The organism is Arthrobacter sp. AD-310 (genome assembly GCF_054656615.1).
Window position 1 is genome coordinate 1 of the sequence record NZ_BAAHNO010000020.1, and the last position, 24,190, is coordinate 24,190.

The 24,190-nt window shown below is 67.7% G+C and carries 26 protein-coding genes; 7 read left to right on the forward strand and 19 right to left on the reverse strand.

Annotated elements, in window-relative coordinates; genetic code table 11:
- From ACYQ1Z_RS13185 to ACYQ1Z_RS13200, 4 genes are all read right to left on the reverse strand, one after another.
- Positions 1–298: translation initiation factor IF-2 N-terminal domain-containing protein (locus ACYQ1Z_RS13185; protein ID WP_459792985.1), on the reverse strand; the 298-nt coding region annotated here is incomplete at its 3' end.
- Positions 299–450: 152 nt separating this feature from the next.
- A complete protein-coding gene (locus ACYQ1Z_RS13190) occupies positions 451–798 on the reverse strand; it encodes a YlxR family protein (protein ID WP_459792986.1) in 348 nt (115 codons plus the stop codon).
- A gap of 177 nt (positions 799–975) precedes the next feature.
- The gene (nusA, locus tag ACYQ1Z_RS13195) at positions 976–1,956 is read right to left on the reverse strand and encodes a transcription termination factor NusA (RefSeq protein WP_459792987.1); all 981 of its coding nucleotides are present in this window, start codon (positions 1,954–1,956) and stop codon (positions 976–978) included.
- Entirely contained in the window at positions 1,956–2,573 is a 618-nt protein-coding gene (locus tag ACYQ1Z_RS13200; protein WP_459792988.1) for a ribosome maturation factor RimP, read from the reverse strand. Before ACYQ1Z_RS13200 ends, nusA begins: the two co-directional genes overlap by 1 nt.
- A 106-nt stretch (positions 2,574–2,679) precedes the next feature.
- On the opposite strand from ACYQ1Z_RS13200, the gene ACYQ1Z_RS13205 reads away from it, so the two are divergent.
- The 3 genes from ACYQ1Z_RS13205 (at position 2,680) to ACYQ1Z_RS13215 (ending at position 5,942) form a co-directional block, all read left to right on the forward strand.
- Positions 2,680–3,960, forward strand: coding sequence for a DUF4439 domain-containing protein (locus ACYQ1Z_RS13205; protein WP_459792989.1), 1,281 nt, complete (start codon positions 2,680–2,682; stop codon positions 3,958–3,960).
- A gap of 101 nt (positions 3,961–4,061) precedes the next feature.
- Positions 4,062–4,826, forward strand: coding sequence for a VIT1/CCC1 transporter family protein (locus ACYQ1Z_RS13210; RefSeq protein WP_459792990.1), 765 nt, complete (start codon positions 4,062–4,064; stop codon positions 4,824–4,826).
- Positions 4,827–4,898: 72 nt separating this feature from the next.
- Complete coding sequence (locus ACYQ1Z_RS13215; protein WP_459792991.1) at positions 4,899–5,942, forward strand: aminoglycoside phosphotransferase family protein; 1,044 nt, start codon at positions 4,899–4,901, stop codon at positions 5,940–5,942.
- A gap of 6 nt (positions 5,943–5,948) precedes the next feature.
- On the opposite strand, the gene ACYQ1Z_RS13220 is transcribed toward ACYQ1Z_RS13215, so the two are convergent.
- The 3 genes from ACYQ1Z_RS13220 to ACYQ1Z_RS13230 all read right to left on the reverse strand — a co-directional run bounded on the left by ACYQ1Z_RS13220 (position 5,949) and on the right by ACYQ1Z_RS13230 (position 10,015).
- Entirely contained in the window at positions 5,949–7,340 is a 1,392-nt protein-coding gene (locus ACYQ1Z_RS13220) for a pyridoxal phosphate-dependent decarboxylase family protein (protein ID WP_459792992.1), read from the reverse strand.
- Between the two features lie 66 nt (positions 7,341–7,406).
- Positions 7,407–8,201 carry a sulfite exporter TauE/SafE family protein gene (locus ACYQ1Z_RS13225; protein ID WP_459792993.1) on the reverse strand — a complete coding sequence of 265 codons (795 nt, stop codon included), beginning with the start codon at positions 8,199–8,201 and terminating at the stop codon, positions 7,407–7,409.
- Between the two features lie 8 nt (positions 8,202–8,209).
- Positions 8,210–10,015 (reverse strand): proline--tRNA ligase, encoded by a 1,806-nt coding sequence (locus ACYQ1Z_RS13230; RefSeq protein WP_459792994.1) that lies wholly within the window; start codon positions 10,013–10,015, stop codon positions 8,210–8,212.
- Positions 10,016–10,441: 426 nt separating this feature from the next.
- Here ACYQ1Z_RS13230 and ACYQ1Z_RS13235 point away from each other — a divergent pair, with 426 nt between their 5' ends.
- The 3 genes from ACYQ1Z_RS13235 to ACYQ1Z_RS13245 are packed head-to-tail and all read left to right on the forward strand — an operon-like array spanning position 10,442 to position 12,656.
- Positions 10,442–11,272, forward strand: a complete 831-nt coding sequence (locus ACYQ1Z_RS13235; RefSeq protein ID WP_459792995.1) for an ABC transporter ATP-binding protein — start codon at positions 10,442–10,444, stop codon at positions 11,270–11,272.
- An 11-nt stretch (positions 11,273–11,283) separates the two neighbouring features.
- Positions 11,284–12,027: an ABC transporter permease gene (locus ACYQ1Z_RS13240; RefSeq protein ID WP_459792996.1), complete on the forward strand. Its 744-nt coding sequence runs from the start codon at positions 11,284–11,286 to the stop codon at positions 12,025–12,027.
- On the forward strand, positions 12,024–12,656 hold the full coding sequence (locus tag ACYQ1Z_RS13245) for a TetR/AcrR family transcriptional regulator (RefSeq protein ID WP_459792997.1): 633 nt from the start codon (positions 12,024–12,026) through the stop codon (positions 12,654–12,656). The genes ACYQ1Z_RS13240 and ACYQ1Z_RS13245 overlap by 4 nt, the downstream gene beginning before the upstream one ends.
- On the opposite strand, the gene ACYQ1Z_RS13250 is transcribed toward ACYQ1Z_RS13245, so the two are convergent.
- The 8 genes from ACYQ1Z_RS13250 to dxr form a co-directional block, all read right to left on the reverse strand.
- Positions 12,633–13,391, reverse strand: a complete 759-nt coding sequence (locus ACYQ1Z_RS13250) for a hypothetical protein (protein WP_459792998.1) — start codon at positions 13,389–13,391, stop codon at positions 12,633–12,635. The two genes, ACYQ1Z_RS13245 and ACYQ1Z_RS13250, sit on opposite strands and share 24 nt — an antisense overlap.
- A gap of 38 nt (positions 13,392–13,429) precedes the next feature.
- Positions 13,430–14,320 carry a GNAT family N-acetyltransferase gene (locus ACYQ1Z_RS13255; RefSeq protein ID WP_459793040.1) on the reverse strand — a complete coding sequence of 297 codons (891 nt, stop codon included), beginning with the start codon at positions 14,318–14,320 and terminating at the stop codon, positions 13,430–13,432.
- The gene (ispG, locus tag ACYQ1Z_RS13260) at positions 14,283–15,449 is read right to left on the reverse strand and encodes a flavodoxin-dependent (E)-4-hydroxy-3-methylbut-2-enyl-diphosphate synthase (protein ID WP_138133288.1); all 1,167 of its coding nucleotides are present in this window, start codon (positions 15,447–15,449) and stop codon (positions 14,283–14,285) included. Before ispG ends, ACYQ1Z_RS13255 begins: the two co-directional genes overlap by 38 nt.
- Before the next feature lie 29 nt (positions 15,450–15,478).
- Positions 15,479–15,772, reverse strand: a complete 294-nt coding sequence (locus ACYQ1Z_RS13265; RefSeq protein WP_459792999.1) for a YciI family protein — start codon at positions 15,770–15,772, stop codon at positions 15,479–15,481.
- Positions 15,773–15,854: 82 nt separating this feature from the next.
- Positions 15,855–16,385, reverse strand: coding sequence for a hypothetical protein (locus ACYQ1Z_RS13270; RefSeq protein ID WP_459793000.1), 531 nt, complete (start codon positions 16,383–16,385; stop codon positions 15,855–15,857).
- Complete coding sequence (locus ACYQ1Z_RS13275) at positions 16,382–17,059, reverse strand: MarR family transcriptional regulator (protein WP_459793001.1); 678 nt, start codon at positions 17,057–17,059, stop codon at positions 16,382–16,384. Before ACYQ1Z_RS13275 ends, ACYQ1Z_RS13270 begins: the two co-directional genes overlap by 4 nt.
- 85 nt (positions 17,060–17,144) lie before the next feature.
- On the reverse strand, positions 17,145–18,476 hold the full coding sequence (locus ACYQ1Z_RS13280) for a M50 family metallopeptidase (RefSeq protein ID WP_459793002.1): 1,332 nt from the start codon (positions 18,474–18,476) through the stop codon (positions 17,145–17,147).
- 13 nt (positions 18,477–18,489) lie between these two features.
- Positions 18,490–19,674 (reverse strand): 1-deoxy-D-xylulose-5-phosphate reductoisomerase, encoded by a 1,185-nt coding sequence (gene dxr, locus ACYQ1Z_RS13285; protein WP_459793003.1) that lies wholly within the window; start codon positions 19,672–19,674, stop codon positions 18,490–18,492.
- A gap of 100 nt (positions 19,675–19,774) precedes the next feature.
- On the opposite strand from dxr, the gene ACYQ1Z_RS13290 reads away from it, so the two are divergent.
- The gene (locus ACYQ1Z_RS13290; RefSeq protein ID WP_459793004.1) at positions 19,775–21,238 is read left to right on the forward strand and encodes a lipase maturation factor family protein; all 1,464 of its coding nucleotides are present in this window, start codon (positions 19,775–19,777) and stop codon (positions 21,236–21,238) included.
- Positions 21,239–21,283: 45 nt separating this feature from the next.
- Here ACYQ1Z_RS13290 and ACYQ1Z_RS13295 read toward each other — a convergent pair whose 3' ends face one another.
- Genes ACYQ1Z_RS13295 through ACYQ1Z_RS13310 form a run of 4 tightly spaced genes read right to left on the reverse strand, consistent with a single transcriptional unit; the run spans position 21,284 to position 24,186 of the window.
- Entirely contained in the window at positions 21,284–22,123 is an 840-nt protein-coding gene (locus ACYQ1Z_RS13295; protein WP_459793005.1) for an HpcH/HpaI aldolase/citrate lyase family protein, read from the reverse strand.
- 4 nt (positions 22,124–22,127) lie between these two features.
- A complete protein-coding gene (locus tag ACYQ1Z_RS13300) occupies positions 22,128–22,646 on the reverse strand; it encodes a MaoC family dehydratase (RefSeq protein ID WP_459793006.1) in 519 nt (172 codons plus the stop codon).
- Positions 22,643–23,416 carry a CoA transferase subunit B gene (locus tag ACYQ1Z_RS13305; protein ID WP_459793007.1) on the reverse strand — a complete coding sequence of 258 codons (774 nt, stop codon included), beginning with the start codon at positions 23,414–23,416 and terminating at the stop codon, positions 22,643–22,645. The genes ACYQ1Z_RS13300 and ACYQ1Z_RS13305 overlap by 4 nt, the downstream gene beginning before the upstream one ends.
- A gap of 2 nt (positions 23,417–23,418) precedes the next feature.
- Positions 23,419–24,186: a CoA transferase subunit A gene (locus ACYQ1Z_RS13310; protein ID WP_459793008.1), complete on the reverse strand. Its 768-nt coding sequence runs from the start codon at positions 24,184–24,186 to the stop codon at positions 23,419–23,421.
- Between the last annotated feature and the right edge of the window lie 4 nt (positions 24,187–24,190).

Consider the following 24,190-nt stretch of genomic DNA (forward strand, 5'->3'; position numbering starts at 1 on the left):
GCGCCGGCGCTGCCGGAGCCGGCGCCTTGGGAGCCGGTGCCTTGGGCGCGGCGGGGCCGGGAGCCGGGGTTGACGGGCGGGCTTCCGGAGCGGGAGCAGGCGCCTTGGGTGCGGCTGCGGGTGCTGCGGTCTTGGCAGCAGCGTCCGGGAAGGCGTTGCGCAGCTTGCGCACGACGGGGGCCTCAATGGTGGAAGAGGCGGAGCGAACGAATTCGCCCAGTTCCTGCAGTTTCGTCACTGCATCTTTGGAAGTGATACCGAGCTCTTTGGCGAGCTCATGTACGCGGACCTTGGCCACATTTCTCCTGTCTCGGTCCGCACCGAGCCAGGCACGAACCGTCTACTTCTTACTGCGGGCCCCGGCCGCGAATGCGGCAGTTGGGCCCATTGCAGAGCGCAACAAAGTTGTCATCGTTACGCACTCATCGCTGGGAACTCATCGGGTTTCCATCAGATTTCTGACCCGCTTTCAGGTTGGACGGTAGGTGTCGCAGCCACCGGGGCGTCCGCGACGTTCGGGCCTGACGTGATCCGGCGTTCAACGGCAGCGGTCCCGGTTGCACCCCGAAGGGCGCGTCCGAAAGCCCGCCGCTTGATTGCCAGGGCCAGGCACGATTTGCTGGGATGCAGCCATGCACCCCGGCCAGCCATCCGGCGTCGTTCATCCACCAGGACCGCGGTTGATCCGCTGCCTTCGGCGACGAGCCGGAGTAATTCAGACCGCAACCCCTTCTTCCGGCATCCGATGCAGGTGCGTTCCGGCTGACTCCCGCTGGTAGGTACTGCTGCCACGGTCATCGTCCTGACGTTCAATCTGCTGGCCAGAGGCGGGCCGCTCCCCTGCACAGGGAGGACTCACCGCAGGCACACGGCTGCCGGCCGTTAGGCGCGGCCCTATCTATTCTAGCCCCTTTTAGCCTTTTCGCCCGAACCGCCGGCCACTCCCGGCGTGGCAGGATCCGTTGGGGAAGCGGGTCAGTTTTCCTTTGCCGCGGCGGCGTCGGAAACGATGTCGATGCGCCAGCCGGTCAACTTCGCGGCGAGGCGGGCGTTCTGGCCCTCCTTGCCGATGGCCAGCGACAGCTGGTAGTCGGGGACCACCACTCGGGCGGAGCGGGTGGCCTCATCGGTAATGGTGACGGAATTCACGCGCGAGGGCGAGAGTGCGCTGGCGATGAAGGTGGCGGGATTCTCGCTGAAGTCCACGATGTCGATCTTTTCGTCGTTGAGTTCAGTCATGACGGCGCGGACACGGGAACCCATTTCGCCGATGCAGGCGCCCTTGGCGTTGATGCCCGGGACGTTCGCCTTGACGGCAATCTTGGTGCGGTGGCCTGCTTCGCGGGCCAATGCCACGATCTCGACGGAGCGGTCGGCAATCTCTGGCACCTCGAGTTCGAAGAGCTTGCGCACGAGGCCGGGGTGGGACCGGGACAGCGTAACGGAGGGGCCCTTCGAGCCGCGGTGGACGTCGATGACCAGGGCACGGAGCCGGTTGCCGTGGACGTACTTCTCCCCCGGGACCTGCTCGGGCGGCGGCAGCAGGGCCTCCACGGTGCCAAGGTTGACCTGGACCATGTGCGGGTTGTGGCCCTGCTGGATGGTGCCGGCCACAAGCTCGCCTTCACGGCCCTTGAACTCGCCAAGCACGTTGTCGTCCTCGACGTCTCGCAGGCGCTGCAGGATGATCTGCCGTGCCGTGCTGGCCGCGATACGCCCGAAGCCCTCCGGAGTGTGTTCGAACTCGCCGATCGGGGCGCCGTCGTCGTCCAGTTCCACAGCCCAGATGGTCACGTGGCCGCTCTTGCGGTCCAGCTCGGCGCGGGCCTTTTCGAAGGCGCCGGGAGACTTGTGGTAGGCCACCAGGAGCGCCTGCTCGATGGTGGGGATCAGGAGGTCCAGCGGGATTTCACGCTCACGCTCCAAAAGTCTCAGTGCGCTCATGTCAATATCCATCAGGCCTCCTCAGAAGGTCCATTGTGTCCAGGTTCCAGACCGTCCTCGTTGAGGTGGCTGAATTCGATCTCGACTTTTCCGCTGCGGATCCTGTCGAAAGGAAGTTTGACGGGATCGCCCTGCCGGGGCTTCATGCCCTTCTTGACGGCGATCTCGGGGATGATTGTGACGCCCCCTTCGTCAACGGCCTGGATGCGGCCGGTGACGTTTTCACCCTGGATGACGTTGACCTTCACCATCCGGCCCCTGGCACGGTGCCAGTGACGCGGCTCGGTCAGCGGCCGGCCCACCCCGGGCGAGGAAACTTCAAGATCGTAAGGGCGGCTGTCCAGCCCCGGATCGTTGTCCAGGACATCGGAGAGGACCTTGGAGATGTCTGCGATGACGTCCAGGCTCACACCGCCGGTTTCCTCCTGCGGCAGGTCCACGACGACGTGGACCACCCGGTGGGAGCCAGCGACGTTGATTTCGACGTCCTCAAGGTACAGGCGGTTTGCCTGGACCGAGGGTTCGAGGAGGGCCCGGAGCCGGGCAGCTTCCGGATTGTGCGCCGCTGCGGACCCATTCCTACCGGTTCCGGTGTGGTCTGGTGAAGCCGTGGCTTCTGCATTGCTCACGATGCCGGCCGCCTCCCTATAGATGATGTGGTGTTTACTAGCGTAGCTACTTTACCGGCTGAGTGAAGGACGGAATTCCCCCTGCGGCGTGACACCATGGTCTGTTGTGAACGACGACAACCAGGAAAACCGCCCGCGAATCGGCCCTTTCCGGTACGTCGTCCTGGGCCTGGCTGCATTGCTGGTCCTCAGCCTCGGATTCGCGCTGATCCCCGCCGATCCGCCGGTGCCGGCTCCCCCGCCCTTCACCGAACAGGCACGTGCCGCGGCCTTTGACGATGCCATGGAGCTCCGCGCGGCCGCCCGTCAGCTTGGCGCGGGCGCCGGCGCCGGCGCAGCTTCCCCCAGCGTCCAACCCGCCGTGGATGAAATTGTGAGTTTGCTGACGTTCCAGGCCCGGGCGTTGCTGGCCCCCAACACCCCGACTAGCGGTGCCCCGACCAATGCGGCCCCGGATAACGGCGCGGCGGCGGATTCTCCGACTGCGCCTTCCACACCGCCCGCCCAATCAGCGACGCCGTCCGCTGCTCCCATAATGGCCGTTCCCGAATTGGCCGCCGCCCTGGCAGCCAGCGGGAGCAAGCGGCTGAAGGATGCTGAAACGGCCGACGGCGGCATGGCCCGCCTGCTCGCAGGCGCAGGTACGGCGCAGGTCCTTGCCGCCCGCGGGCTGGCCGCCGCCGCCGGCGCACCGGATCCCTTCCCCGCCGTCCCTGACATCCCTCTCCCTGAAATCCCCGTACGCGGGACTTCCACCAGCCCAGCGCCGGAAACTTCCCCGGCTTCCGGAACAACCGGCACGGCAGCCGCGCAAGCTGCCTGCACCGCCCCCGCGAGCGACACCGCCGCTGCTCCTTCAGCTACAGCTGCTGCAGCTGCCGCCGGTCCGGCGGGACCGGGCCGCGTCCTGGCCGCGGTGGCCGCCGCTGAACACGAGGCGGTCTACGCCTACCAGGCGGCCGTGGTGCGGCTGCCTCCGGACGCGGCCGGCCCGGCGTCGGACTTCCTGCGGGGCCACCGGGAACTCGCTGAGGATGCGGAAGTGCTCACCCGGCGCGCCTGCGGCCACCTCCCCCCGCAACAGCCGGGCTACGTCCTGACTCCGGCGTTCCTTGCAGATCCCGCCACAGGGCTGGCCCGGCTGGAAGAAGGAACCCTGGCCGTCCTGGGCGATGCCGTGGCCATGACCGGCGGCACCAGCCGCGCCTGGGCCCTGGCAGCCCTTCAGGCCGCCGCCGCACGGGCCGCCCATTGGGGTGGGGACCCCGGTTTCCTGCCTGGATTAGCCCTGGACCCGGCGGAGTTGCCCGGCCTTCCAGCAGCCACGTCACCGGCCACAAAGCAGGCCCCACCACCCGCGGCATCAGCGTCCACAGATGGACCCTGACGCAACCCGGAACTCTCCGGAGCGGTAGTTCCACCCCGACCGGCAGCATGGGTTGAACCGCCAGGGTGGCATTGAGGCAGGGCTGATGGTTTGCTGAAGGCATGGATGCACACGAACCCTCCGAAACGGTGGGAACCGGCGCTTCCGCGGAACTCAGCCGGCACCTCCAGGCGGAACCCCACGGCAATGACCTCGCCCACCGGCTGAACTGGCTGCGTGCGGGAGTCCTCGGAGCGAACGATGGCATCGTTTCTGTTGCCGCGATTGTGGTGGGCGTTGCCGGGGCAACCTCCGATGCCGGCCCCATCCTCGCCGCGGGAGCTGCCGGGCTGGTCGGCGGGGCGGTGTCCATGGCGCTGGGCGAGTACGTTTCGGTGAGCAGCCAGAGCGACAGCCAGCGTGCCCTGATCGAGAAGGAACGCCGGGAACTCGCCGACGAACCGGAAGCAGAACTGGCTGAGCTCACAGCGCTGTATCTCGCCAAGGGCCTTAGCCCGGAGACGGCCGGAAAAGTGGCCGAAGAGCTGACCGCGCACAACGCCCTTGAGGCGCATTTGTCGGCGGAGCTCAACATCCAGGAGACCGACATCGTCAGCCCGTGGCATGCCGCGTTCGCGTCGGCCATCGCCTTCACCGCGGGTGCGGTCCTGCCGATGCTGGCCATCCTGCTTCCACCACCCGGAATCAGGGTCCCAGTGACCTTCGCCGCGGTCCTCGCGGCCCTGGCCCTGACAGGCGCGGTGGGCGCCTGGATCGGCGGTGGTTCGAAGGTGAAGGCGGCTGTCCGGGTGGTCGCCGGCGGTGCGCTGGCACTGGCAGCAACGTTCGCCATCGGCAACCTGCTCGGCGCCTCAGGCGTGGTCTGACCCCTTCCGTGCCGGGCCGGTCCTGACACACCGCGCAGCCCTGGCGGCGGTGGAGGCCACTAGGCTGATCGGATGAGCCAGCCAGCCCTTCCCATTCCTCCCGGCCTTACCGCCCGCTACCGCCGGACAACCGGGGGCCGGGCGTGGCTGGCCTCGCTGCCGGGCCTGATCAGGGACCGGCTCGCGCACTGGCGCCTCGAGCCGGACCTGCCCGCCGGGAGCCTTCCCTGGAACGGCCACGGCGCCGTGGTGGTTCCGGTCCGGCAGCCGGACGGATCCCCCGCCGTCCTCAAGATCGCCTTTCCCCATCATGAGGCCCGGATGGAACGGCACGCCCTCGCCCTGTGGCAGGGGCACGGGGCGGTAACCCTGCTCGCAGCAGACATGGAAACCTGCGCAATGCTCCTCGAACGCCTGGACGCCGACAGCTCGCTCTACACCGTGCCGATGGATGACGCCGCGGTGGTCTGGGGCGGGCTTGTCCGGCACCTGGGCGTGGTTCCGGACCACCGGCCGCAATGGCGGGAATTCGAGCACATTGCGGCGCGTGCCGAGCAGTGGAGTGACGAGCTTCCTGCCGACTGGGAACAGCTGGGGCGCCCGTTTCCGCGCTGGCTGCTGGAAGCGGCACTTGAGGTGTGCCAGACCCGGGGCGCGGTGGGGCGGCGCTCGGGCCGGGATGTCCTGGTCCACACGGACCTGCATTTCCTCAATGTCCTCGCGCGGCCCGGGTCCGGAGATGGGCGGCCGACGGCGGCAGGCTACGCCGCGATTGATCCCCAGCCGATGGTCGGCGAGGCGGAGTTCGCGGTGGCACCGCTGCTGTGGAACCGGCTCGGGGACCTTCCGGCCAGCGATGCGGCGGGTGGGCTGCTGCGCCGCTGCACCGCCTTCAGCGCGGCGGCGGGACTGGACGGGGAGGCTGCGCGGCAGTGGGCCCTTGTGCGTGAAGTTGCCAACGCGTTGGGCTGCGCCGGAGAGTCCGGCCATGAGGGCGACCTGGCACGTTCACTCTGGGTTGCCAGCACACTCGCCGGCCGGACTTTGGAGGGACTGCCGCCGGCGCATGCCCTGCCCGAACCCGGAGCAGGCAGCCAGGGGCAGGCCGGCAGGTAGGAAGGTTCAGCTGCTGCGGACGGCGGCCAGGGCGGAGCTGACGGCAGCCACCGCGGTGCGGACCTCCCCGCCGGCCGTGCGCCAGTTGCTGACCGACACCCTGAGCACGTCCCGGCCGCGCCACCGCGAGCCCGACATCCACACCCGGCCGTCTCCGATGATGCGGGCCGTCACAGCGCGTGTGGTGGCATCATCGCCGAACGCCACGCACACCTGGGTGTACCCGACGTCGTTGAGCACCTCCACACCGTCCAGTCCAGCCAGTCCTGCGGCGATCTCCGACGCGGCCGCGGCCAGGCCCCGGACCTGCGCGGCCACCCCTTCACGGCCGAGGCTCTTAAGGGCTGCCCAGACCGGCACGCCGCGGGCCCGGCGGGACAGTTCCGGGACCTTCTCGAACGGGTCGCCCGGACCCTCGGCGTCGTGCACCAGGTAGCTGGCGTGCAGGCCCATGGCGGAACGGAGTGCCGCGGCGTCCCGGACAATGGCGATACCGCAGTCGTAGGGCACATTCAGGGTCTTGTGGGCGTCAGTACCCCACGAGTCGGCCCCGGCAAAGCCGGCGGTCAGGTGCCGAAGCTCCGGTACGGCCGCTGCCCAGAGTCCAAACGCGCCATCGACGTGGACCCAGGCACCGTGGCGTTTCGCGACGGCGACCGCCTCGGTGAACGGATCGAACGCGCCCGAATGCAGGTTGCCTGCCTGCAGGCACACCAAGGCAGGGCCCTCGCCCTGCTGGAGCGCCGCGTCGAGTGCTGCCGGGAGTAGGCGTCCCTGTCCGTCCGCGTCCACGATGTGCGGACTGCCAAGACCCAGGTACCGCAGGCCCAAATCCACGGTGTCGTGGCGTTCCCTGCCGACGAAGCAGCGGATCCGTGGCGCACCGGACAGGCCGTCGCGGTCCAGGTCCCATCCCGCGTCTGCCAGCAGCCGCCACCGGGCCGCCGCCATGCCGGTGAAATTGGCCATCGTGGCCCCGGTGACGAAGCCGACGTCGGAGCCGGCAGGCAGGCCCAGCAGTTCCAGGAGCCAGCCGCCCGCGCTTTCCTCAATGGCTGCAACGGCCGGCGTGGCGTAGCGAAGACCGGCGTTCTGGTCCCAGGCGCTGACGAGCCAGTCCGAAGCGAGGGCCGCCGGCAGGGTGCCACCGATGACCCAGCCAAAGAAGCGGCCTGACGGCATGGCCATCAGCCCCGGTTCTGCCTCCCGTGCCAGGAACCCGACCACCTCCTCGGGCGGTGTGCCATGGAGTGGAAGGGGGCCGCCAAAGATTCCGGCGAGGTCATGGGCCGCTGCGCGTGGCCCGACCGGCCGGTCCGGAAGGCTGTGCAGCCATGCCGTGGCGTGCTTCGCCGCTGCGGACAGGGCGCGGCCGTAGGCGTCGTCGTGCTCGGACATAACTGCATGGTACGCCCGGCAGCGCCGCGCCATCAGGGGGCTTCCTCCCCTGCCGGAAGCAGCGGGTCAGGCGAAGTTTTCCTGCCAGATGTCGTAGCCGAGTTTGATGATGAGCGCAGCCACCACCACCAGGAACACGAAGCGGACAAAGCTGCTTCCCTGCTTCACTGCCGTCCGGGCGCCCAGGTAGCCGCCAGCCATGTTGGACGCCCCCAGCAGCAGGCCCAGCCCCCACAGGATGGATCCGTGCGGCATAAAGAACAGCAGCGCTCCGGCGTTGGTCGCCATGTTGACGATCTTTGCCTTGGCGCTGGCCTCCAGGAAGGCGTAGCCCATGGCCGACACCAGGGCGATCACCAGGAAGGACCCCGTGCCCGGGCCGATCAGCCCGTCGTAGAAACCGATGGCGGCACCGATCAGGCATGCCACCACGTAGTGCTTGTGCCCGTCGTGCCGCAGGGCGGTGATGTCTCCAACGTTGGGCTTCAGCGCGGTGAAAAGCGCGACGGCGACCAGCGCCGCCACGATGATGGGCTTGAAGACGCTGGCGGGCAGGGACGCCGCAAGCACCGCGCCCCCGAAGCTTCCCGCCAGCGCGATCACCGCCATGGGCAGCGCTGTCCTCAGGTCAGGGCCCACGCGGCGGTAGTACGTGGCGGCGCTGGTAGCCGTGCCGAAGATGGACCCCAGCTTGTTGGTGGCCAGGGCCTGGACCGGGGTGATCCCGGGGACCAGCAGCAGGGCGGGGAGCTGGATCAGCCCGCCCCCGCCCACCACTGCATCCACCCAGCCGGCAGCGAAACCTGCCAGTACCAGGAGGAGGAGTGTTGTCAGCTCAAGGGATTCAAGCCCAAAACCCACGGGGCGGATCAGCTGTTGCGGACGGCGTTGACCACGTAGTCAACGGCCTTGTCTACCGCCACGTTCTCGGCTTCGCCCGTTCGGCGGTCCTTGATTTCCACCACACCGTCCACCAGGCCGCGGCCTACAGCCAGGATGGTGGGCACGCCCAACAGTTCGGCGTCGCCGAACTTCACACCCGGCGATACCTTGAAACGGTCGTCGTAGATCACCTCGAGGCCGGCCGCTTCCAGATCCTCGGAGAGCTGCCCTGCTGCAGCGAAGATCTCGTCGCCCTTGCCCACGGCCACCACGTGGACGTCGGCCGGTGCTACTGCCCGCGGCCAGACCAGGCCCTTGGCGTCGTGGTTCGACTCGGCCAGGGCGGCAACCGCACGGGTGACGCCCACACCATAGGAACCCATGGTCACGGTAACCTGCTTGCCGTTCTGGTCCAGCACCTTCAGGTCCAGGGCTTCGGCGTACTTCCTGCCGAGCTGGAAGATGTGGCCCATTTCGATGCCGCGGGCGGTCTCCAGTGGGCCGGACCCGTCGGGGGCGGGGTCGCCGGCACGGACCTCGGTGCATTCGATGACGCCGTCCCAGGTGAAATCGCGTCCGGCAACCAGGCCGTAGACGTGCTTGCCGGCCTCGTTGGCGCCGGTGATCCAGGTGGTCCCGCTGACAACGCGGGGGTCCACGAGGTACAGCAGCTTCGCCGCCCCTTCCGAGCCGAGCAGTGCCTGGTCCAGGGACATGCCGGGACCGAGGTAGCCCTTCACGATCAGCGGGTGCTTCTTGAGGTCTTCCTCGCCGGCGGCTTCCAGTCCGATCTCGCCTGCCACGGGCAGGAAGGCACCGATGTTCGCTTCAACACGCTTGAGGTCCACGGCCCGGTCACCCGGGACGCCCAGCACAACGAGCTGCCGCTCTCCGGTGGGGAGGGTGACGGCGAGGACCACGTTCTTCAGGGTGTCTGCGGCGGTCCAGGCCGCCCCGTCAGTGCGGGGGCTGATCTGGTTGGAAGCTGCCACCAGGGTCTCGATGGTGGGCGTGTCCGGGGTGTCCAGGACTTCCGCGGGCGGGGCGTCGCTGAAGTCGATGTCGGCGGGCACCACGGTGGTGACGGCTTCCACGTTGGCAGCGTACCCGGCAGCGGAGCGGACGAACGTGTCCTCGCCAATCTCTGTGGGGTACAGGAATTCCTCACTCTTGGACCCGCCCATCGCACCTGCCGTCGCGGCCACCGGGACCACTTCCAGTCCGAGCCGCGCAAAGATCTTGAGGTAGGCGGCGCGGTGGGCGGCATAGCTGGCGTCCAGGCCGGCCTCGTCAACGTCGAAGGAGTAGGAATCCTTCATGATGAACTCGCGTCCGCGGAGCAGGCCTGCCCGGGGGCGGGCCTCGTCGCGGTACTTGTTCTGGATCTGGTAGAGGCTCAGGGGCAAGTCCTTGTACGAGGAGTACAGGTCCTTCACCAGGAGGGTGAACATTTCCTCGTGGGTGGGTGCCAGCAGGTAGTCGGCGCCCTTGCGGTCCTGCAGCCGGAAAAGACCTTCGCCGTATTCGGTCCAGCGGTTGGTGGCCTCGTAGGGCTCCCGGGGCAGCAGCGCCGGGAAGTGAACTTCCTGGGCGCCGATGGCTGCCATTTCCTGCCGGATGATTTCTTCGACCTTACGGAGCACGCTCAGGCCCAGCGGGAGCCAGGTGTAGATGCCGGGGGCCGCGCGGCGGATGTAGCCGGCGCGGACCAGGAGCTTGTGGCTGGGCACCTCGGCGTCGACGGGATCTTCACGCAGGGTGCGCAGGAAAAGCTGGGACATTCTAAGGACCACGGGTGGTATCCGTTTCTGGGGTAGTGCTGGATCAGCAGGGCCGGACGAATTTGTCTGGGTACTAATCTACCGGCACCCGGCCGCGTGGCCGGACCCCGTCCTGCGCCGCCGAACAGTTCCAGCGCCGGACACAGTAGAGCCACGCCCGGAATAACAAAGCCCCTGGCCCCCCAGTTGAGGCTGGTCATCGCATCCGGGCGTGGCTCAACGCCGTTATCGCCCAAGTACTGGTGAGGACTGGTGAGACCGCCCAAACCACTCCAGCGCAGCTAGATCGAACCTATGTGATGGCGGGCACGTTGACAAGTATTTTTCGTATACGGACCCGTTGACCAGCAACGGCGGGGGGCCTAATTTTAATTCATCAGGCGATGAATTAGCGGGGCCAGCCGGCTCCGGGAGCCTGCCATTTCCGCGGAGGCGGCCATGTCCCACGCAGCGGTTGAACCCGATGACAGGCAGTCCGCGGCCGTAGCGGCCAAGGGCGTGACCGTGATCCGCGGCAGAAACCCCATCCTCCGGAACCTGGACTTCACCATCCCCGAACGGCGCATCACCGGCCTGCTGGGTCCGTCCGGGAGCGGCAAAACCACCCTGATGCGTTCCATCGTGGGGGCCCAGCACATCACGTCCGGGGAAATGCGGGTCCTGGGCCTCCCCGCCGGGAGCTCCCCGCTGCGGCACCGGATAGGCTACGTGGCCCAGTCCCCCAGCGTGTACCCCGACCTGAGCGTGGAAGCCAATGTCCGCTATTTCGGATCCATGCACCACACAAGCAAAGCCGACGCGGCTCAGGCGATTGCCGCCGTCGGACTTGACCAACACGCCCGCCGGAAGGCCGGGGACCTGTCGGGCGGCGAGCTCAGCCGCGTGTCGCTGGCCTGCGCACTGGTGGCGCGCCCCGCGCTGCTGGTGCTGGACGAGCCCACCGTGGGCCTGGATCCCGTCCTGCGCGCGGATCTGTGGGATCGCTTCCGGTCAATGGCGAGGGCGGGAACCACATTGCTGGTCTCGAGCCATGTGATGGAGGAAGCCAGCCACTGCCACACACTCCTGCTTTTGCGGGAGGGGATGCTGCTGGCCCGGCTGACGCCCGGGGAACTGGGCAGGCGGGGGCGCAGCAGCGACCTTGAGAAGGCCTTCCTCACCATCATCCGCGAATCCGCGGACGGTGCCGGCGCCGTTGCCGGTGGCGGTGGCGGTGCGCCAGCAGAGCCCACCGGTCCGCGGCGGGCGGCAGGAAGGAGCGCCCGGTAATGGATGCCAGGATGCTCCTAGCCACTGCCCGCCGGGTCCTGGACCAACTGTGGCATGACCACCGCAGCATCGCCATGATCCTGGTGGTCCCCGCGCTGCTGCTGACCGCGGTGTATTTCCTCTACGAGAACGAGGTTCTTCCGCCGGGAGCACCCCGGACCTTCGACCGGGTAGGCCTGATGATGCTGGCGATCTTCCCGTTCGTCGTTATGTTCCTGGTCACCTCCATCACGATGCTCCGGGAACGCACCTCCGGGACGCTGGAACGCCTGCTGACGACCCCCGTTCACAAGGCGGACCTCCTCTTCGGGTACGCCCTCGCCTTTTCCATCATGGCGGCGCTGCAGTCCCTGGTGGCGACGGCGGTCGCGTACTGGATTTTCGACCTGGATATCGAGGGGCCTCCGGGCTTTGTGGTGATGATTGCCGTCATCAACGCCGTCCTGGGCGTGGCGCTGGGCCTGTTGTGCTCGGCCTTCGCCCGCACGGAGTTCCAGGCGGTGCAGTTCATGCCGGTGGTGGTGGTGCCGCAGATCCTGCTGTGCGGGCTGTTCGTGCCCCGCGACCGGATGAACGACGTCCTGGAGTCCATTTCCAATGTGCTTCCGCTGACGTTCTCCGTGGATGCGCTGCAGGAAATCGCGGCCAATACCGAAGCCACGGAGCAGCTGTGGCAGGATGCCGGCACCATGGCAGCCATCGTCGTCGGCGTCCTGGTGCTCGCGTCCCTCACCCTGCGCAGGCGCACCGCGTGACAAGCGCCGGTCACAGTGCCGCCGGGACCAGGCGGGGACGCCGGGGCGGGTCAGCCGCTTCCCGGGAGGACATCCTCGATGCCGCCAGGAAGCTGTTCGCAGAGCACGGGTTCGAGGGGACAAGCCTCCGCCGGATTGCCCGGGCGGCGGGTGTGGACCCGGGCATGATCCACCACTTTTTCGCCGGCAAGGACGAGCTCTTCGCGCTCAGCGTGGAGCTGCCGGCGGATCCGGAGCAGGTGTTGTCGGGGGTGGCCGGCTCCGACCCCGGAGGGCGTGCCGAATTGGTCGTCCGCGCCGTTCTGGGCCTGTGGGAAAGTCCCGCGCAGCCGGCCCTGCTGGCGTTCCTCCGTGGAACGCTGGGGTCCACGGCGAAGACCGCGTTGATCCGGCACATGGTGAACCGCGCCGTCATCAGCCGGATCATGGCAGGCATTCCGGGCACACCCGCCGAGGTGGCGCTGCGGGGCGACCTGGTGGCAACCCAGATGGTGGGGCTGATGATGGTCCGCTACGTGGTCCGGCTCGAGCCGCTTGCCTCCGCCGCCCCCGAGGAAGTTGTCAGGCTTGTGGCACCCAACGTGCAGAGATACCTGACCGGCGACCTACTTGAGCAGGGCGGCGGCTGAGTCGAGGAGGGCGCCTGCCTGGGCCACGGACTCCGCGTCGCTCGTTCCGCCGGAGGCAACGGCAGTCAGCACAACACCCTGCTGGACGGCCTGGGCCGTGATGATGGACTGCACCTGGCCGTTGGGAAGCTGGCTTTCGGTGCGGTAGGCGGTGCTGCCGGCCAGTCCGCTTGCACCCTCAAGGGTTGTGATGGTGACAGGAACCTCCACGCCGGAAACCGACATGGTCATGTTTGCGCACATCTGCAGCTGGGCAGCCGGGTCGGCGACCTTCGCCAGGAGTTCATCGTTCAGTCCGGAGAGCAGGGACAGCGCTGTGACCGCTCCGGTGGCGGTGTCGGCGCTGACGCCCACGGCCATCGCCGCCCCATCCAGGGCCGGAACCGAGCTGGAGGCAGCGAGTTCCTTGCACTCCGCCGGCGCAACGTCGATGGAGGCCATCATGCCCTTGGACTGTTCCAGGGCCGCAGCCAGTTCGGTCTCCGGCATCACGGTCAGCCTGCGGTCCGCGGAGTCGCGCAACTGGCGTACGACAGCGGCGAGTTCGGCGTTGGTGTAGGTCTTGGCTACCGGAGTGGGCGTGGGTGTGGGTGTGGGTGTGGGCGTGGGCGAAACCGTTGCCGTTGCTGCTGGTGAAGGGCCGTTCGCCGGGGCTGCTGAAGGGCCTGCGCAAGCAGGAAGCGTGATGGCAAGCAGGGCAGCGGCCGCAAAGGATCCCAGCAAAGACGTTTTCAATTTTCCCCCAATATTCTGATGCCGGCCCGCGGTGGCGGCTAGAAGAGAACTGTAGCGAATGTCCCCGTCTGGCGGAACCCAACGCGCTCGTAGGTGGACCGCGCCCGGACGTTGAAGCCGTTGACGTAGAGGCTGGTGATGGGCGCCAGCTTTTGTGCCTGCTCCACGACGGCGGACATGTATCCGGCACTCAATCCCTGTCCACGGTAGAGAGGGTTCATCCAGACGCCCTGGACCTGTGTGACGTCGGCGGTGACCGCACCCAGTTCGGCCTTGAACACCACCTCGTGGGCGTCGTTGAGATGGACCAGGGAATAGCCCTGCCGGATGAGGCCTTCCACCCGGCGGCTGTAGAACTCCCGTCCGCCGAGGAAAGGCGAGTAGCCGACTTCCTCCTCGAACATGGCGGCACAGGCAGGGAGGATGCGGTCGAAATCGGCAAGGTTTCCCAGGCCAAGCCCCGGATTCGGGTCCACGCGGGGCGGCCCGTCGATGACCATCAGGGGCTGGTCATCGCGCACCTCGTGTGCCCGGTGGCCCAGCTCCATCAGTTCGGCGTAGAGGGCGAGGACCGCGTCCGCCGGGCCGAACGCCGAAGCGTACCGCCGGCCGGACCTGTTGGCTGCGTCGGCCACGGCGCCTGCCAGCACGGGATCGAGCTGGACCGGGACCAGGTTGGCACCGGCCCAGCACGCACCCACCAGGACGCCGTCGTCGAACACGCCGATGATGCCGGCACCGCCGCTGGTGGGAGCGGCCGTGCCGGCGGCGCGCAGGTGGGCAAGGATGAACACGTTGGCCACCGGATCCTGCTGTGCCAGCAGCTTCAGCGCCTCGGTGTCGTGGCTGTCCAGCGTGCGGACTGACAGTCCCGCCGGATCAGGAACGTCCTTACGAGACGCTAACCACGGGGCTACCCTTGACAGCATCTTCGCCATCGGCCTCCCCCATCTCTTCCGCGATACGCATGGCCTCTTCGATCAGTGTCTCAACAATCTGGCTCTCGGGGACAGTCTTGATGACTTCGCCCTTCACAAAGATCTGGCCCTTGCCGTTTCCGGAAGCCACGCCCAGGTCCGCTTCGCGTGCCTCGCCTGGTCCGTTCACCACGCAGCCCATGACTGCCACGCGCAGCGGGATCTCCATTCCTTCCAGCCCCGCGGTAACCTGCTCCGCCAGCGTGTACACGTCCACCTGGGCGCGGCCGCAGGAGGGGCAGGACACGATTTCGAGCTTGCGCGGGCGCAGGTTGAGGGACTGCAGGATCTGGTTGCCCACCTTGATTTCCTCGACAGGCGGGGCCGAGAGGGAAACGCGGATGGTGTCGCCGATCCCCCGGGACAGCAAAGCGCCGAAGGCGGTGGCGGACTTGATGGTGCCCTGGAACGCGGGGCCGGCCTCGGTGACGCCGAGGTGCAGCGGCCAGTCACCCTTCTCGGCCAGCATCTCGTAAGCCGCGACCATGACCACGGGATCGTTGTGCTTGACGGAGATCTTGAAATCGTGGAAGCCGTGTTCCTCGAACAGGGAGGCTTCCCAGACTGCAGACTCGACCAGGGCCTCGGGGGTGGCCTTGCCGTACTTCTTGAGGATGCCGGGCTCCAGCGAGCCGGCATTCACGCCGATCCGGATGGAGGTGCCGTGGTCGCGGGCGGCAGCAGCGATTTCCTTGACCTGGTCGTCGAACTTGCGGATGTTGCCGGGGTTCACGCGGACGGCCGCGCATCCGGCCTCAATGGCCGCGAACACGTACTTGGGCTGGAAGTGGATGTCCGCGATCACCGGGATCTGCGACTTCCGCGCAATGATGGGCAGCGCCTCGGCGTCGTCCGCGGAGGGGCAGGCGACACGGACGATGTCGCAACCGGAAGCGGTCAGCTCAGCGATCTGCTGCAGGGTGGCGTTGATGTCGGTGGTGGGCGTGGTGGTCATCGACTGCACGCTGATGGGGAAGTCCGAACCAACACCCACCGAGCCGACCTTGATCTGGCGCGTTTTACGCCGCGGGGCGAGGACGGGTGGCGGGGCTGACGGCATTCCCAGGCTGACCGAGGTCACGTGGACTCCTAGAGGTAAAAGGAAACGGCTTAGGCGGCGAGGCCGGCGAGCATGCCGGTCACCGGAGACCATTCGGTGATGCGCGTCCCGGCGATGACGCCGGCAGCCGCGAACGGGTCCTGCTTGAGGATCGAGTGGAGGGCGGCTTCATCCGCCGCCTTGAAGATCAGCAGTGCGCCTGCGCCGTCACCGTAGGGTCCGCTGGCGAGGATGGCGCCGTCCTGCGCCAGGTTGCCGGTCCATTCCCGGTGTGCCGGCCGGGCCTCGTTCCGGGCCTCGGTGGAATCGGCGGCATAAACGTACTCAACGGCAAAAACTGTCATACGGCTACCCTATCGCCCCGGCGGCCCCGGCACCCATCTCCGGACAGCACGGGGCACCTGCCGGCGGGCGTTCCGCGGACGCCTAAGTGAGGAACGCAACCTTGACCGCGGCCGCGATACCGGCGGCCCAGAGCATCGAGGCCAGGGTGCCGATGATGAAGCGCTCGGCGGCCACCGGGGTCTCCTTCAGCTCCGCGAACCGGCCCAGGCCCTTGATGGCAACGATGTAGGCGATGGCTACAGGCTGTCCGGTAAGGATGGCAAGGCATACGCCCAGGCGCTCAAGGATGCCGATGATCGCCCCGCCGCGCAGGATCCGCTGGGTTGGAGCGGGCACGCCCGCCTGGCCAGTGTCCGACGGCGGCCGGTCGGTTTCCGCGGTCAGTTCGCCGTCCACCCGCTGGCCGGCCGGGTCCTGTGCCGCGGCCCTTGGCGGGCTGTCGACGGTGACGTCGGCGGACGGATCTTCCGTTGCGCGGCGGACCTGCTCTGCCGCCTTTGCCGCATCCGCCTTGTCATCGATCGTGCGGGCAAGTTTGAACACGAGCGCCGTAACCGGCCAGCCGCCGAACCCGGCGGCCAGCAGCGCGGCAGCTATCCAGAACGGGATCACCGGCCTCCTTCAGGGCTGACTTGGGCAATGCCGGCACGGGCATACTCCAGGAGCATGGCGGCCGCCGGCCTGGCAGCCCATTCTTCCTGCCAACCCGACCGCAGCACGGTACGGCTCACCGATTGCTCCGTAATTCCCAGTTCCTTGGCTACCTGCTTCTGGCTGCCGTGCTTTCCGGCGCCGCCCTGCAGTGCCCGCAGCCGGTCCACCACGCGCCACTGTGCCGCGGTGCGCTCCTGCACGAGCCGGCCCAGCAGCCGGAGCACCGCCTGGGCGTGGGAAGCGGCTGCCAGGCCTTCCGGGGTCGGGGCCCGGGTGGCATCAGGGACCATTGTGCCGCCGACCACCGACAGCGGAACCTGGCCGGCGGCGCTTTTTGCCAGTTCCACCGCCTTGCGGGCGGCAACGAAGCCGCTTCCGGAACCTTCCCGGGGGCTGCCGCCGGCGGCCAGATGCACAGAGCCGATTCCGATGCCAACGTACCAGTGCCCGTCCCGCAGGGCCGCAAGGGCGACATCAACCACCTGGTCCGGGTCGTCGACGACGCCCTGCAGCTCGTCGCCCACCGAGCGCTCGAAGAGTGCGGGCGTGCAGTCCGCCAGGGCGGCAATCAGCCCGGGTACCCGGTCGACGTCGGACGTACTGCCCCTTTGGTCGATGGTCAGAACGAACATATCATCAACCGTACGCGGCTGATTTCGGATAATCAATCGCAGGCGGCTGATTAGCGGATATCAGCCGCTGAAGGCTGATGTAGGCTCAGCCGAAAAGATTCACTGGTTTGACGATGTCCGCGTAGATAAGCAGCGCACTCATGCCCATGAGAAGGGCGGCAACCACGTAGGTGACGGGAAGCAGTTTGGCGATGTCGAAGGCTCCCGGGTCCGGCCTGCCAAAGAGGCGCGCAACCTGCCGCCGGACGCCTTCGTACAGTGCTCCGGCAACGTGCCCGCCGTCGAGCGGCAGGAGCGGGATGAGGTTGAAGACGGCGAGCGCAAAGTTAAGTCCGGCCAGGAGCCCGATGAGGGTGGCGACCCTGGACTGGAGCGGTATCTCCTCCATGGCTGCAACCTCACCTGCCACCCGGCCGACGCCCACCACGCTGATGGGTCCGTTGGGATCGCGCGGTTCCTCGCTGAAGGCAGCCTTCGCGACGCCCACCACGCGTGCCGGCAGGTTGAAGATGACGCCCGCAACCTGCCGGATGTTCTCCCCCGCCATCGGCAGGACGGACGACGCCGGCTGGGGCACCAGTTCGGTCTGCGCGCCGATGCCCAGGAAGCCTACGTCCTGGTAGAGGAGGGTGCCGGCGTCGTCCGTTGCCTGCCGGCCGTCCGGGCCGATGACGGGCCGGGCGGACAGGACCGGGGTCACGCTGGTGTCAAACGGCTTTCCGTCGCGTTCCACGGTCATGGCCACTTCGCGTCCGGCGGAGGCCCGGATCCATTCCGTGAGCTGGTCCCAGCTGGTGACCTCCCTGCCATCGAAGGCAGTGACTTTGTCATTGGGCTGGAGTCCGGCAGCGGCAGCAGGCGTCAGCCGGCAGTCGGCGGAGTCAGGGTCAACGGTTTCACCGGCGGCCACCTGGCACTTGGAGACATCGGAGATGGTGGTGGTCGCCGTCGCCATGCCGAATCCCATGAGGAGGACAGCGGTGAGCAGCAGGCCCAGGACCATGTTCATGGCCGGGCCGCCGAGCATCACAATGATCTTCTTCCATACGGGAAGCCGGTAGAAGACCCTGTTTTCGTCGCCCGGACCCACTTCCTCGTGCGCCATGGACCGGGCCTCCGTGGCGAGCGTCTGGAACATCCCGGTGCTGGAGGGACGGACGGAACCGTCCTCCTTGTTCGGCGGGTACATGCCGATCATGGATACGTACCCGCCCAGCGGTATGGCCTTCACGCCGTATTCAGTCTCGCCTTTCCGGCGGGACCAGAGGGTGGGGCCAAAGCCGATCATGTATTTGGTGACCCGCACCCTGAAAAGCTTGGCGGGGACCAGGTGGCCCACCTCGTGCAGCGCGATGGACGCAGCGATGCCAACCGCCACGAAGACGACGCCGAGGATGAAGAGGAGAACGGGAGTCAATTGCTGCTGCTTCCTAGAGACTGCTGACTGCTAAACGCTCATGCGCCCGGGCACGTGCCCAGCTCTCAGCATCGAGCACGGATTCCACCGTGAGCCGGGAAGAACCTGAATGTTCGCTGAGGACGCTGTCCACGGTGTCCACAATGTCGGTGAAGCGGATCCGGCCGGCGTGGAAAGCGGTGACGGCTTCCTCGTTGGCCGCGTTGAACACCGCCGGGAACGTGCTGCCCTGCCGGGCGGCCTCCTTGGCGAGGCTGACCGCCGGGAACGCCCCTGCATCCAGCGGCTCGAAAGTCCAGGTGGCAGCCTTTGTCCAGTCGCACGCGGCAGCGGCGTTGGGCACCCTGTCGGGCCAGCCGAGCCCCAGGGCGATGGGTAGGCGCATGTCCGGCGGTGAGGCCTGGGCGATGATGGAGCCGTCCACGAACTGGACCATGGAATGCACCACCGACTGGGGGTGGACCACTACGTCGATGCGGTCCAGGGGCACGTCGAAAAGCAGGTGCGCCTCGATCACTTCCAGGCCCTTGTTCACCAGGGTTGCCGAGTTGGTGGTCACCATGACGCCCATGTCCCAGGTGGGATGGGCCAGTGCCTCCTGCGGGGTGACGCCGTGCAGTTCTTCCCGGCTCCTGCCGCGGAACGGGCCCCCGGAGGCGGTGAGGATGAGTTTCTCCACTTCGCCGGCCGATCCGGCGCGCAGGCACTGGGCGATGGCCGAGTGCTCCGAATCCACGGGGACGATCTGGCCGTCGCTGGCGGCCGCTTTGACCAGTTCCCCGCCGACGATGAGGGATTCCTTGTTGGCCAGCGCCAGCGTGGCGCCGGACTGAAGGGCCGCCAGCGTGGGAGCCAGCCCGATTGAACCAGTGATCCCGTTGAGCACCACGTCGGCTTCGATCGCGGCGATCCGGGTGGAAGCATCGGGGCCGGAGATGATCTCGGGCCGGTAGCCGCCGCGGCCGGCGGCCGTCGCCGCGTCGGCGATGAGTGCCACAAGCCGGGCCGGGTCCCCGTCGGCGATGCCGACGGCGGCGGCCCCGGTGTGGACAGCCTGCTTTGCCAGCAGTTCCAGGTTCCCGCCGCCGGCGCTCAGGGCCACGACCTCGAAAAGGTGCGGGGCGCCGTCGACGACGTCAATCGCCTGGGTGCCGATGGAACCGGTGGATCCGAGGAGGACGATTCTGCGTGGCTGCATTGGTTAAGTATCCCGCACCGGCCGGGTCCGCTGTTCCTCCGCCCTCTTCTCCCCGGCCTGTGCCCTTGCGCCTTGTCCTGCCCGGCGTAACGTGGTTTTCGTGGACTGGCTGTCATGGTTCGATGCGCCGGAATACGAGTTTGCCCGGCAGGTGCTGCAGCGGGGTGTTGCCGCGCTGTACTTCGTGGCGTTCCTTTCCTCCCTCAATCAGTTCCCCGCGTTGCTCGGCGAGCGCGGCCTCCTCCCGGTCCCGGACTACCTGGCAGGTTTCAGCAGGCTGCGCCGGCCCACACTGTTCCGCTGGCGGTATTCCGACAGGCTGCTCCGGGCGGTCTGCGCGGCGGGCCTGGTGATCTCCCTTTTGCTGGTGGCCGGGATTCCACAAACGGGCCCGCCCTGGGTTCCGCTGATTGCCTTCCTTGCCTTGTGGCTGCTGTACATGTCCATCGTCAACGTGGGGCAGACGTTCTACGGCTTCGGCTGGGAAATGCTGCTCCTGGAAGCGGGCTTCACGGTGGCCTTCCTGGGTTCGGACCAGACGGACCCGCCCCGCACCATCCTCCTCCTGATCGTGTGGCTGGTGTTCCGGCTTGAGTTCGGGGCAGGAATGATCAAGATCCGTGGCGGGCGGGAATGGCGCGACCTGACAGCCCTCTACTACCACCACGAAACGCAACCCATGCCCGGGCCGCTGAGCAGGCAGGCGCATCTGCTGCCCAGGCCCCTGCACAAGGTGGAAGTGCTGGGCAACCATTTCGCCCAGCTGGTGGTGCCGTTCCTCCTGTTCGCACCCCAGCCTGTGGGCAGCGCGGCGGCGGCGGTCGTCATCGTGACGCAACTGTGGCTGGTGGCCTCGGGGAATTTCGCCTGGCTCAACTGGATTGCGATCGTACTGGCGTTCGCCGCGGTCAGCGATCCCGTGGCACACGCCGTGTTCCCGGCCATCCCGGTGGACTGGCACGGTGCGGCGGACCGGGAGACGCCGCTGTGGTGGCTGGCCATCACGCTGGCCGCGACCCTGCTGCTGCTGGTGCTGAGCTACTGGCCGCTGCGGAACCTCTTCTCGAGCAGGCAGCTGATGAATGCCAGCTTCAACCGCTGGCAGCTGGTGAACACCTATGGTGCGTTCGGCACGGTCACCAAACAGCGGATTGAGGTGGTGGTGGAGGGCACCCTCGGCGTGGAACCGGACGCCTCCTCCGACTGGCGCGAGTATGGTTTCAAAGGCAAGCCAGGGGACGTGCGCCGCATCCCGCGGCAGTGGGCGCCTTACCACCTGCGACTGGATTGGCTGATGTGGTTCCTGCCGCTGCGCACGGTGCATGAGGAGTGGTTCTACGAGTTCCTGGCCAAGCTGCTGGAAGCGGACAGGAAAACGCTGCGGCTCCTGCGCCATGACCCGTTCGACGGCGAGCCGCCCCGCTGGGTGCGCGTCCTCACCTACCACTACCGTTTCGCCACCCGGCAGGAGTTCCGCGAGACAGGGAACCGCTGGGTGCGGACGCTGCTGTCCCAGCCCATCCGCCCCATCTCCCTGCGCCGGTCCCCCGGGCAGCGGAGGTGAACCGCCAGCGGAGGTGAACTGGCGGCGCGGCACCGCCCGCCTGTCCTAGACGCCCTGCCCGGCCCTGCGGAGGACGGCCTCTGCGTGCTTGAGGATGGGCCCGTCGATCATCTTCCCGTTGTGCTGGAAGACGCCGGCCCCGGCAGCCCGGGCTGCCTCCAGCAGCGCCGCGGCGGCGGTGACGTCGGCTTCGGACGGCGCGTAGGCCCCCCGCACCACAGCGGCCTGGCTGGGGTGGATGCAGGCTTTGGCGCTGAACCCTGAGGCCACGGCATCAGCGGTTTCGGCGGCGAGCCCGTCGAGGTCCGGGATGTTCACGTAGACCGCGTCCACGGCTTCCTTTCCGAACGCCCGGGCCGCCAGCAGCACCGACGACCGCGCGTGCAGCGCAACGGCCCGGTAGCCGCCGTCGTCCGTCCGGCTGGACGTTCCGCCCAGCGTCGCCAGCAAGTCCTCGGCTCCCCACATCAGCGCCACCACGTTGGGGGCTGCAGCGATGGCGGCGGCGTTGACCACCCCCAGGGCGGTCTCGACCAGCGCTATGACCTGGTACCCGTCCAGGGCCGCCAGCTGCTCGGCGGTTTCCGCCTTGGCCAGCATGACCGTCCGGTACGGGGTGTGCGCCAGGCAGTGCAGGTCCTTCTCGAATTCCTCGGTGCCTGCAGGGTTCACCCGCACGATGGTCCTGCTGGGCTCAAGCTCCGGTTCGTCACCGGTTGCTCCCACCTGGGCGAGGATGGCGCCCCGGGCCCGCTGCTTGTCCCCGGGCGCCACCGCATCCTCGAGGTCCAGGATGACGGCGTCGGCGCGGGCAGCGGCCTTCTGGTAGCGTTCCGGCCGGTCAGCGGGGCAAAAGAGCAGGGCGGGTCCCATCACAAAGGTCATAAACCTATTCTCCGGTGTTTTGGCCGCTCTGCGCTTCCCGGTGCGCCGCCCTGGTCCACATCAGGCAGCTTCGGGTGGCCAGGGCCACCACCGTGCCCTCCTGGTTGCGCCCGGTGTGCTGCATGGTGACGATGCCCTGCCCGGGCCGCGAGGCCGAGGGCCGACGGGCGGTGATTACGGTTTCGGTATAGAGGGTGTCCCCGTGGAACAAGGGGTGCGGAAAGGACACGTCGGTGAGGCCCAGTTGGGCGATGATGGTCCCCTGGGTCAGCTGGCCGACCGACTGGCCCACCACGGTGGCGAGCGTGAACATCGAGTTGACCAGCCGCTGGCCGAACGGCTGGCCGGCACTCCAGGCAGCGTCCAGGTGCAGCGCCTGCGTGTTCATGGTGAGGGTGGTGAAGAGTACGTTGTCCGCCTCCGTCACGGTCCGGCCGGGGCGGTGCGCGTACACCACCCCTTCTTCGAGCTCGTCGAAATACAGCCCCCGCTGCTCAACCACCCTCGGGCCGTTGTCCGTCATACGGTCAGTTCCCGGTCTTCTTCGAACAGGTCCGCGCCGGTGGCGGCGGCGACGTCCTCGACCGACACGTTCGGCGCCAGTTCCCGCAGGACAAGCCGGGGACCCGACTGGTCCGGGACGACGTCGATGACCGCGAGGTCGGTGATGATCCGGTCGACGCATCCCTTACCGGTGACGGGCAGCGAGCATTGCTGCACAATCTTGGGGTTCCCGTTCCGGTCCACGTGTTCCATCATCACGATGACCTTTTTGGCCCCGAAGACCAGGTCCATGGCCCCGCCCATGCCCTTGACCATCTTGCCCGGAATCATCCAGTTGGCGAGATCGCCGTTGGCGGCCACCTCCATGGCACCCAGCACGGCAACGTCCACGTGGCCGCCGCGGATCATGCCGAAGGACAGGGCGGAGTCGAAGAACGCGGCGCCCTTGTTGACCGTGACGGTTTCCTTGCCCGCGTTGATCAGGTCCGGGTCCACGGCATCCTCTGCCGGGTAGGGTCCGACGCCGAGGATTCCGTTTTCGGAGTGGAGCACCACTTCCACGCCGGCCGGGATGTAGTTGGGGATCAGGGTGGGCATGCCGATTCCGAGGTTCACGTACTGTCCGTTGTGGAGTTCCTTCGCCACCCTTGCGGCCAGCTCGTTGCGCGTCCAGCCCTTGGTGTCCGAGGTGTCGCGGCCGTCGCCGGGGGCGTCATGCTGGGAGGCGGCCCGGCGGTACTCGGGCCGGACAGCTTCCGGACGGGGGGCTTCGGGGCTGTTGGGGTCCATGGCTATGCTCCTGCCTGCCGGTTGAGGGCGACCGTCCGCTTTTCGATCCGTTTTTCCGCGCCGGCTGCCAGCACCACGCGCTGCACGAAGATGCCGGGGGTGTGGATGTGTTCGGGGTCCAGTTCGCCGGGTTCGACGAGTTCCTCCACCTCGGCGATGGTGATCCGTCCGGCCATGGCGCAGAGCGGGTTGAAGTTCATGGCGGTGGCGTGGAACACGAGGTTGCCGTGCCGGTCGCCCTTCCACGCGTGGACCAGGCCGAAGTCGGGCGTCAGGGATTCCTCCAGGACGTAGTCCACGCCGCCGAAGGTCCGCACTTCCTTCGGCCGGGAGGCGACCGCGATCCCGCCGTTGGCGTCGTACTTTTGCGGCAGGCCGCCGTCGGACACCTGCGTACCAACCCCCGCCTTGGTGTAAAACGCCGGGATTCCGGCACCGCCGGCGCGGAGTTTCTCGGCGAGGGTGCCCTGCGGGGTGAGCACTACCTCCAGTTCCCCGGCCAGGTACTGGCGGGCGAACTCCTTGTTCTCGCCGACGTAGGAGCTGATGGTGCGGCGGATGCGCCCGTCGCGGAGCAGGATGCCCAGCCCCCAGTCATCCACGCCGCAGTTGTTGCTGACGGTTTCGAGGTCCGACGTGCCGGCACGGTGCAGCGCATCGATGAGCGTGACCGGGATGCCGCAGAGGCCGAACCCGCCCACGGCCAGCGACGCGCCGTCCGGAATGTCCGCAACGGCCTGGTCGGCGCTGGCAACAACCTTGTCAATCATCATC

What these genes read in the sequence shown, in the direction of transcription:
- ACYQ1Z_RS13215 (WP_459792991.1), top strand. Translation starts at nt 4,899, where the DNA reads ATGAGCCAGCCAGCCCTTCCCATTCCTCCCGGCCTTACCGCCCGCTAC.
- ACYQ1Z_RS13255 (WP_459793040.1), bottom strand. Translation starts at nt 14,320, where the DNA reads ATGCTGTCAAGGGTAGCCCCGTGGTTAGCGTCTCGTAAGGACGTTCCT.
- ACYQ1Z_RS13310 (WP_459793008.1), bottom strand. Translation starts at nt 24,186, where the DNA reads ATGATTGACAAGGTTGTTGCCAGCGCCGACCAGGCCGTTGCGGACATT.
- ACYQ1Z_RS13275 (WP_459793001.1), bottom strand. Translation starts at nt 17,059, where the DNA reads ATGTTCGTTCTGACCATCGACCAAAGGGGCAGTACGTCCGACGTCGAC.
- ACYQ1Z_RS13265 (WP_459792999.1), bottom strand. Translation starts at nt 15,772, where the DNA reads ATGACAGTTTTTGCCGTTGAGTACGTTTATGCCGCCGATTCCACCGAG.
- ACYQ1Z_RS13235 (WP_459792995.1), top strand. Translation starts at nt 10,442, where the DNA reads ATGTCCCACGCAGCGGTTGAACCCGATGACAGGCAGTCCGCGGCCGTA.
- dxr (WP_459793003.1), bottom strand. Translation starts at nt 19,674, where the DNA reads ATGCAGCCACGCAGAATCGTCCTCCTCGGATCCACCGGTTCCATCGGC.
- ACYQ1Z_RS13190 (WP_459792986.1), bottom strand. Translation starts at nt 798, where the DNA reads ATGACCGTGGCAGCAGTACCTACCAGCGGGAGTCAGCCGGAACGCACC.
- ACYQ1Z_RS13295 (WP_459793005.1), bottom strand. Translation starts at nt 22,123, where the DNA reads ATGACCTTTGTGATGGGACCCGCCCTGCTCTTTTGCCCCGCTGACCGG.
- ACYQ1Z_RS13210 (WP_459792990.1), top strand. Translation starts at nt 4,062, where the DNA reads ATGGATGCACACGAACCCTCCGAAACGGTGGGAACCGGCGCTTCCGCG.
- ACYQ1Z_RS13220 (WP_459792992.1), bottom strand. Translation starts at nt 7,340, where the DNA reads ATGTCCGAGCACGACGACGCCTACGGCCGCGCCCTGTCCGCAGCGGCG.
- ACYQ1Z_RS13300 (WP_459793006.1), bottom strand. Translation starts at nt 22,646, where the DNA reads ATGACGGACAACGGCCCGAGGGTGGTTGAGCAGCGGGGGCTGTATTTC.
- ACYQ1Z_RS13240 (WP_459792996.1), top strand. Translation starts at nt 11,284, where the DNA reads ATGCTCCTAGCCACTGCCCGCCGGGTCCTGGACCAACTGTGGCATGAC.
- ACYQ1Z_RS13305 (WP_459793007.1), bottom strand. Translation starts at nt 23,416, where the DNA reads ATGGACCCCAACAGCCCCGAAGCCCCCCGTCCGGAAGCTGTCCGGCCC.
- nusA (WP_459792987.1), bottom strand. Translation starts at nt 1,956, where the DNA reads ATGGATATTGACATGAGCGCACTGAGACTTTTGGAGCGTGAGCGTGAA.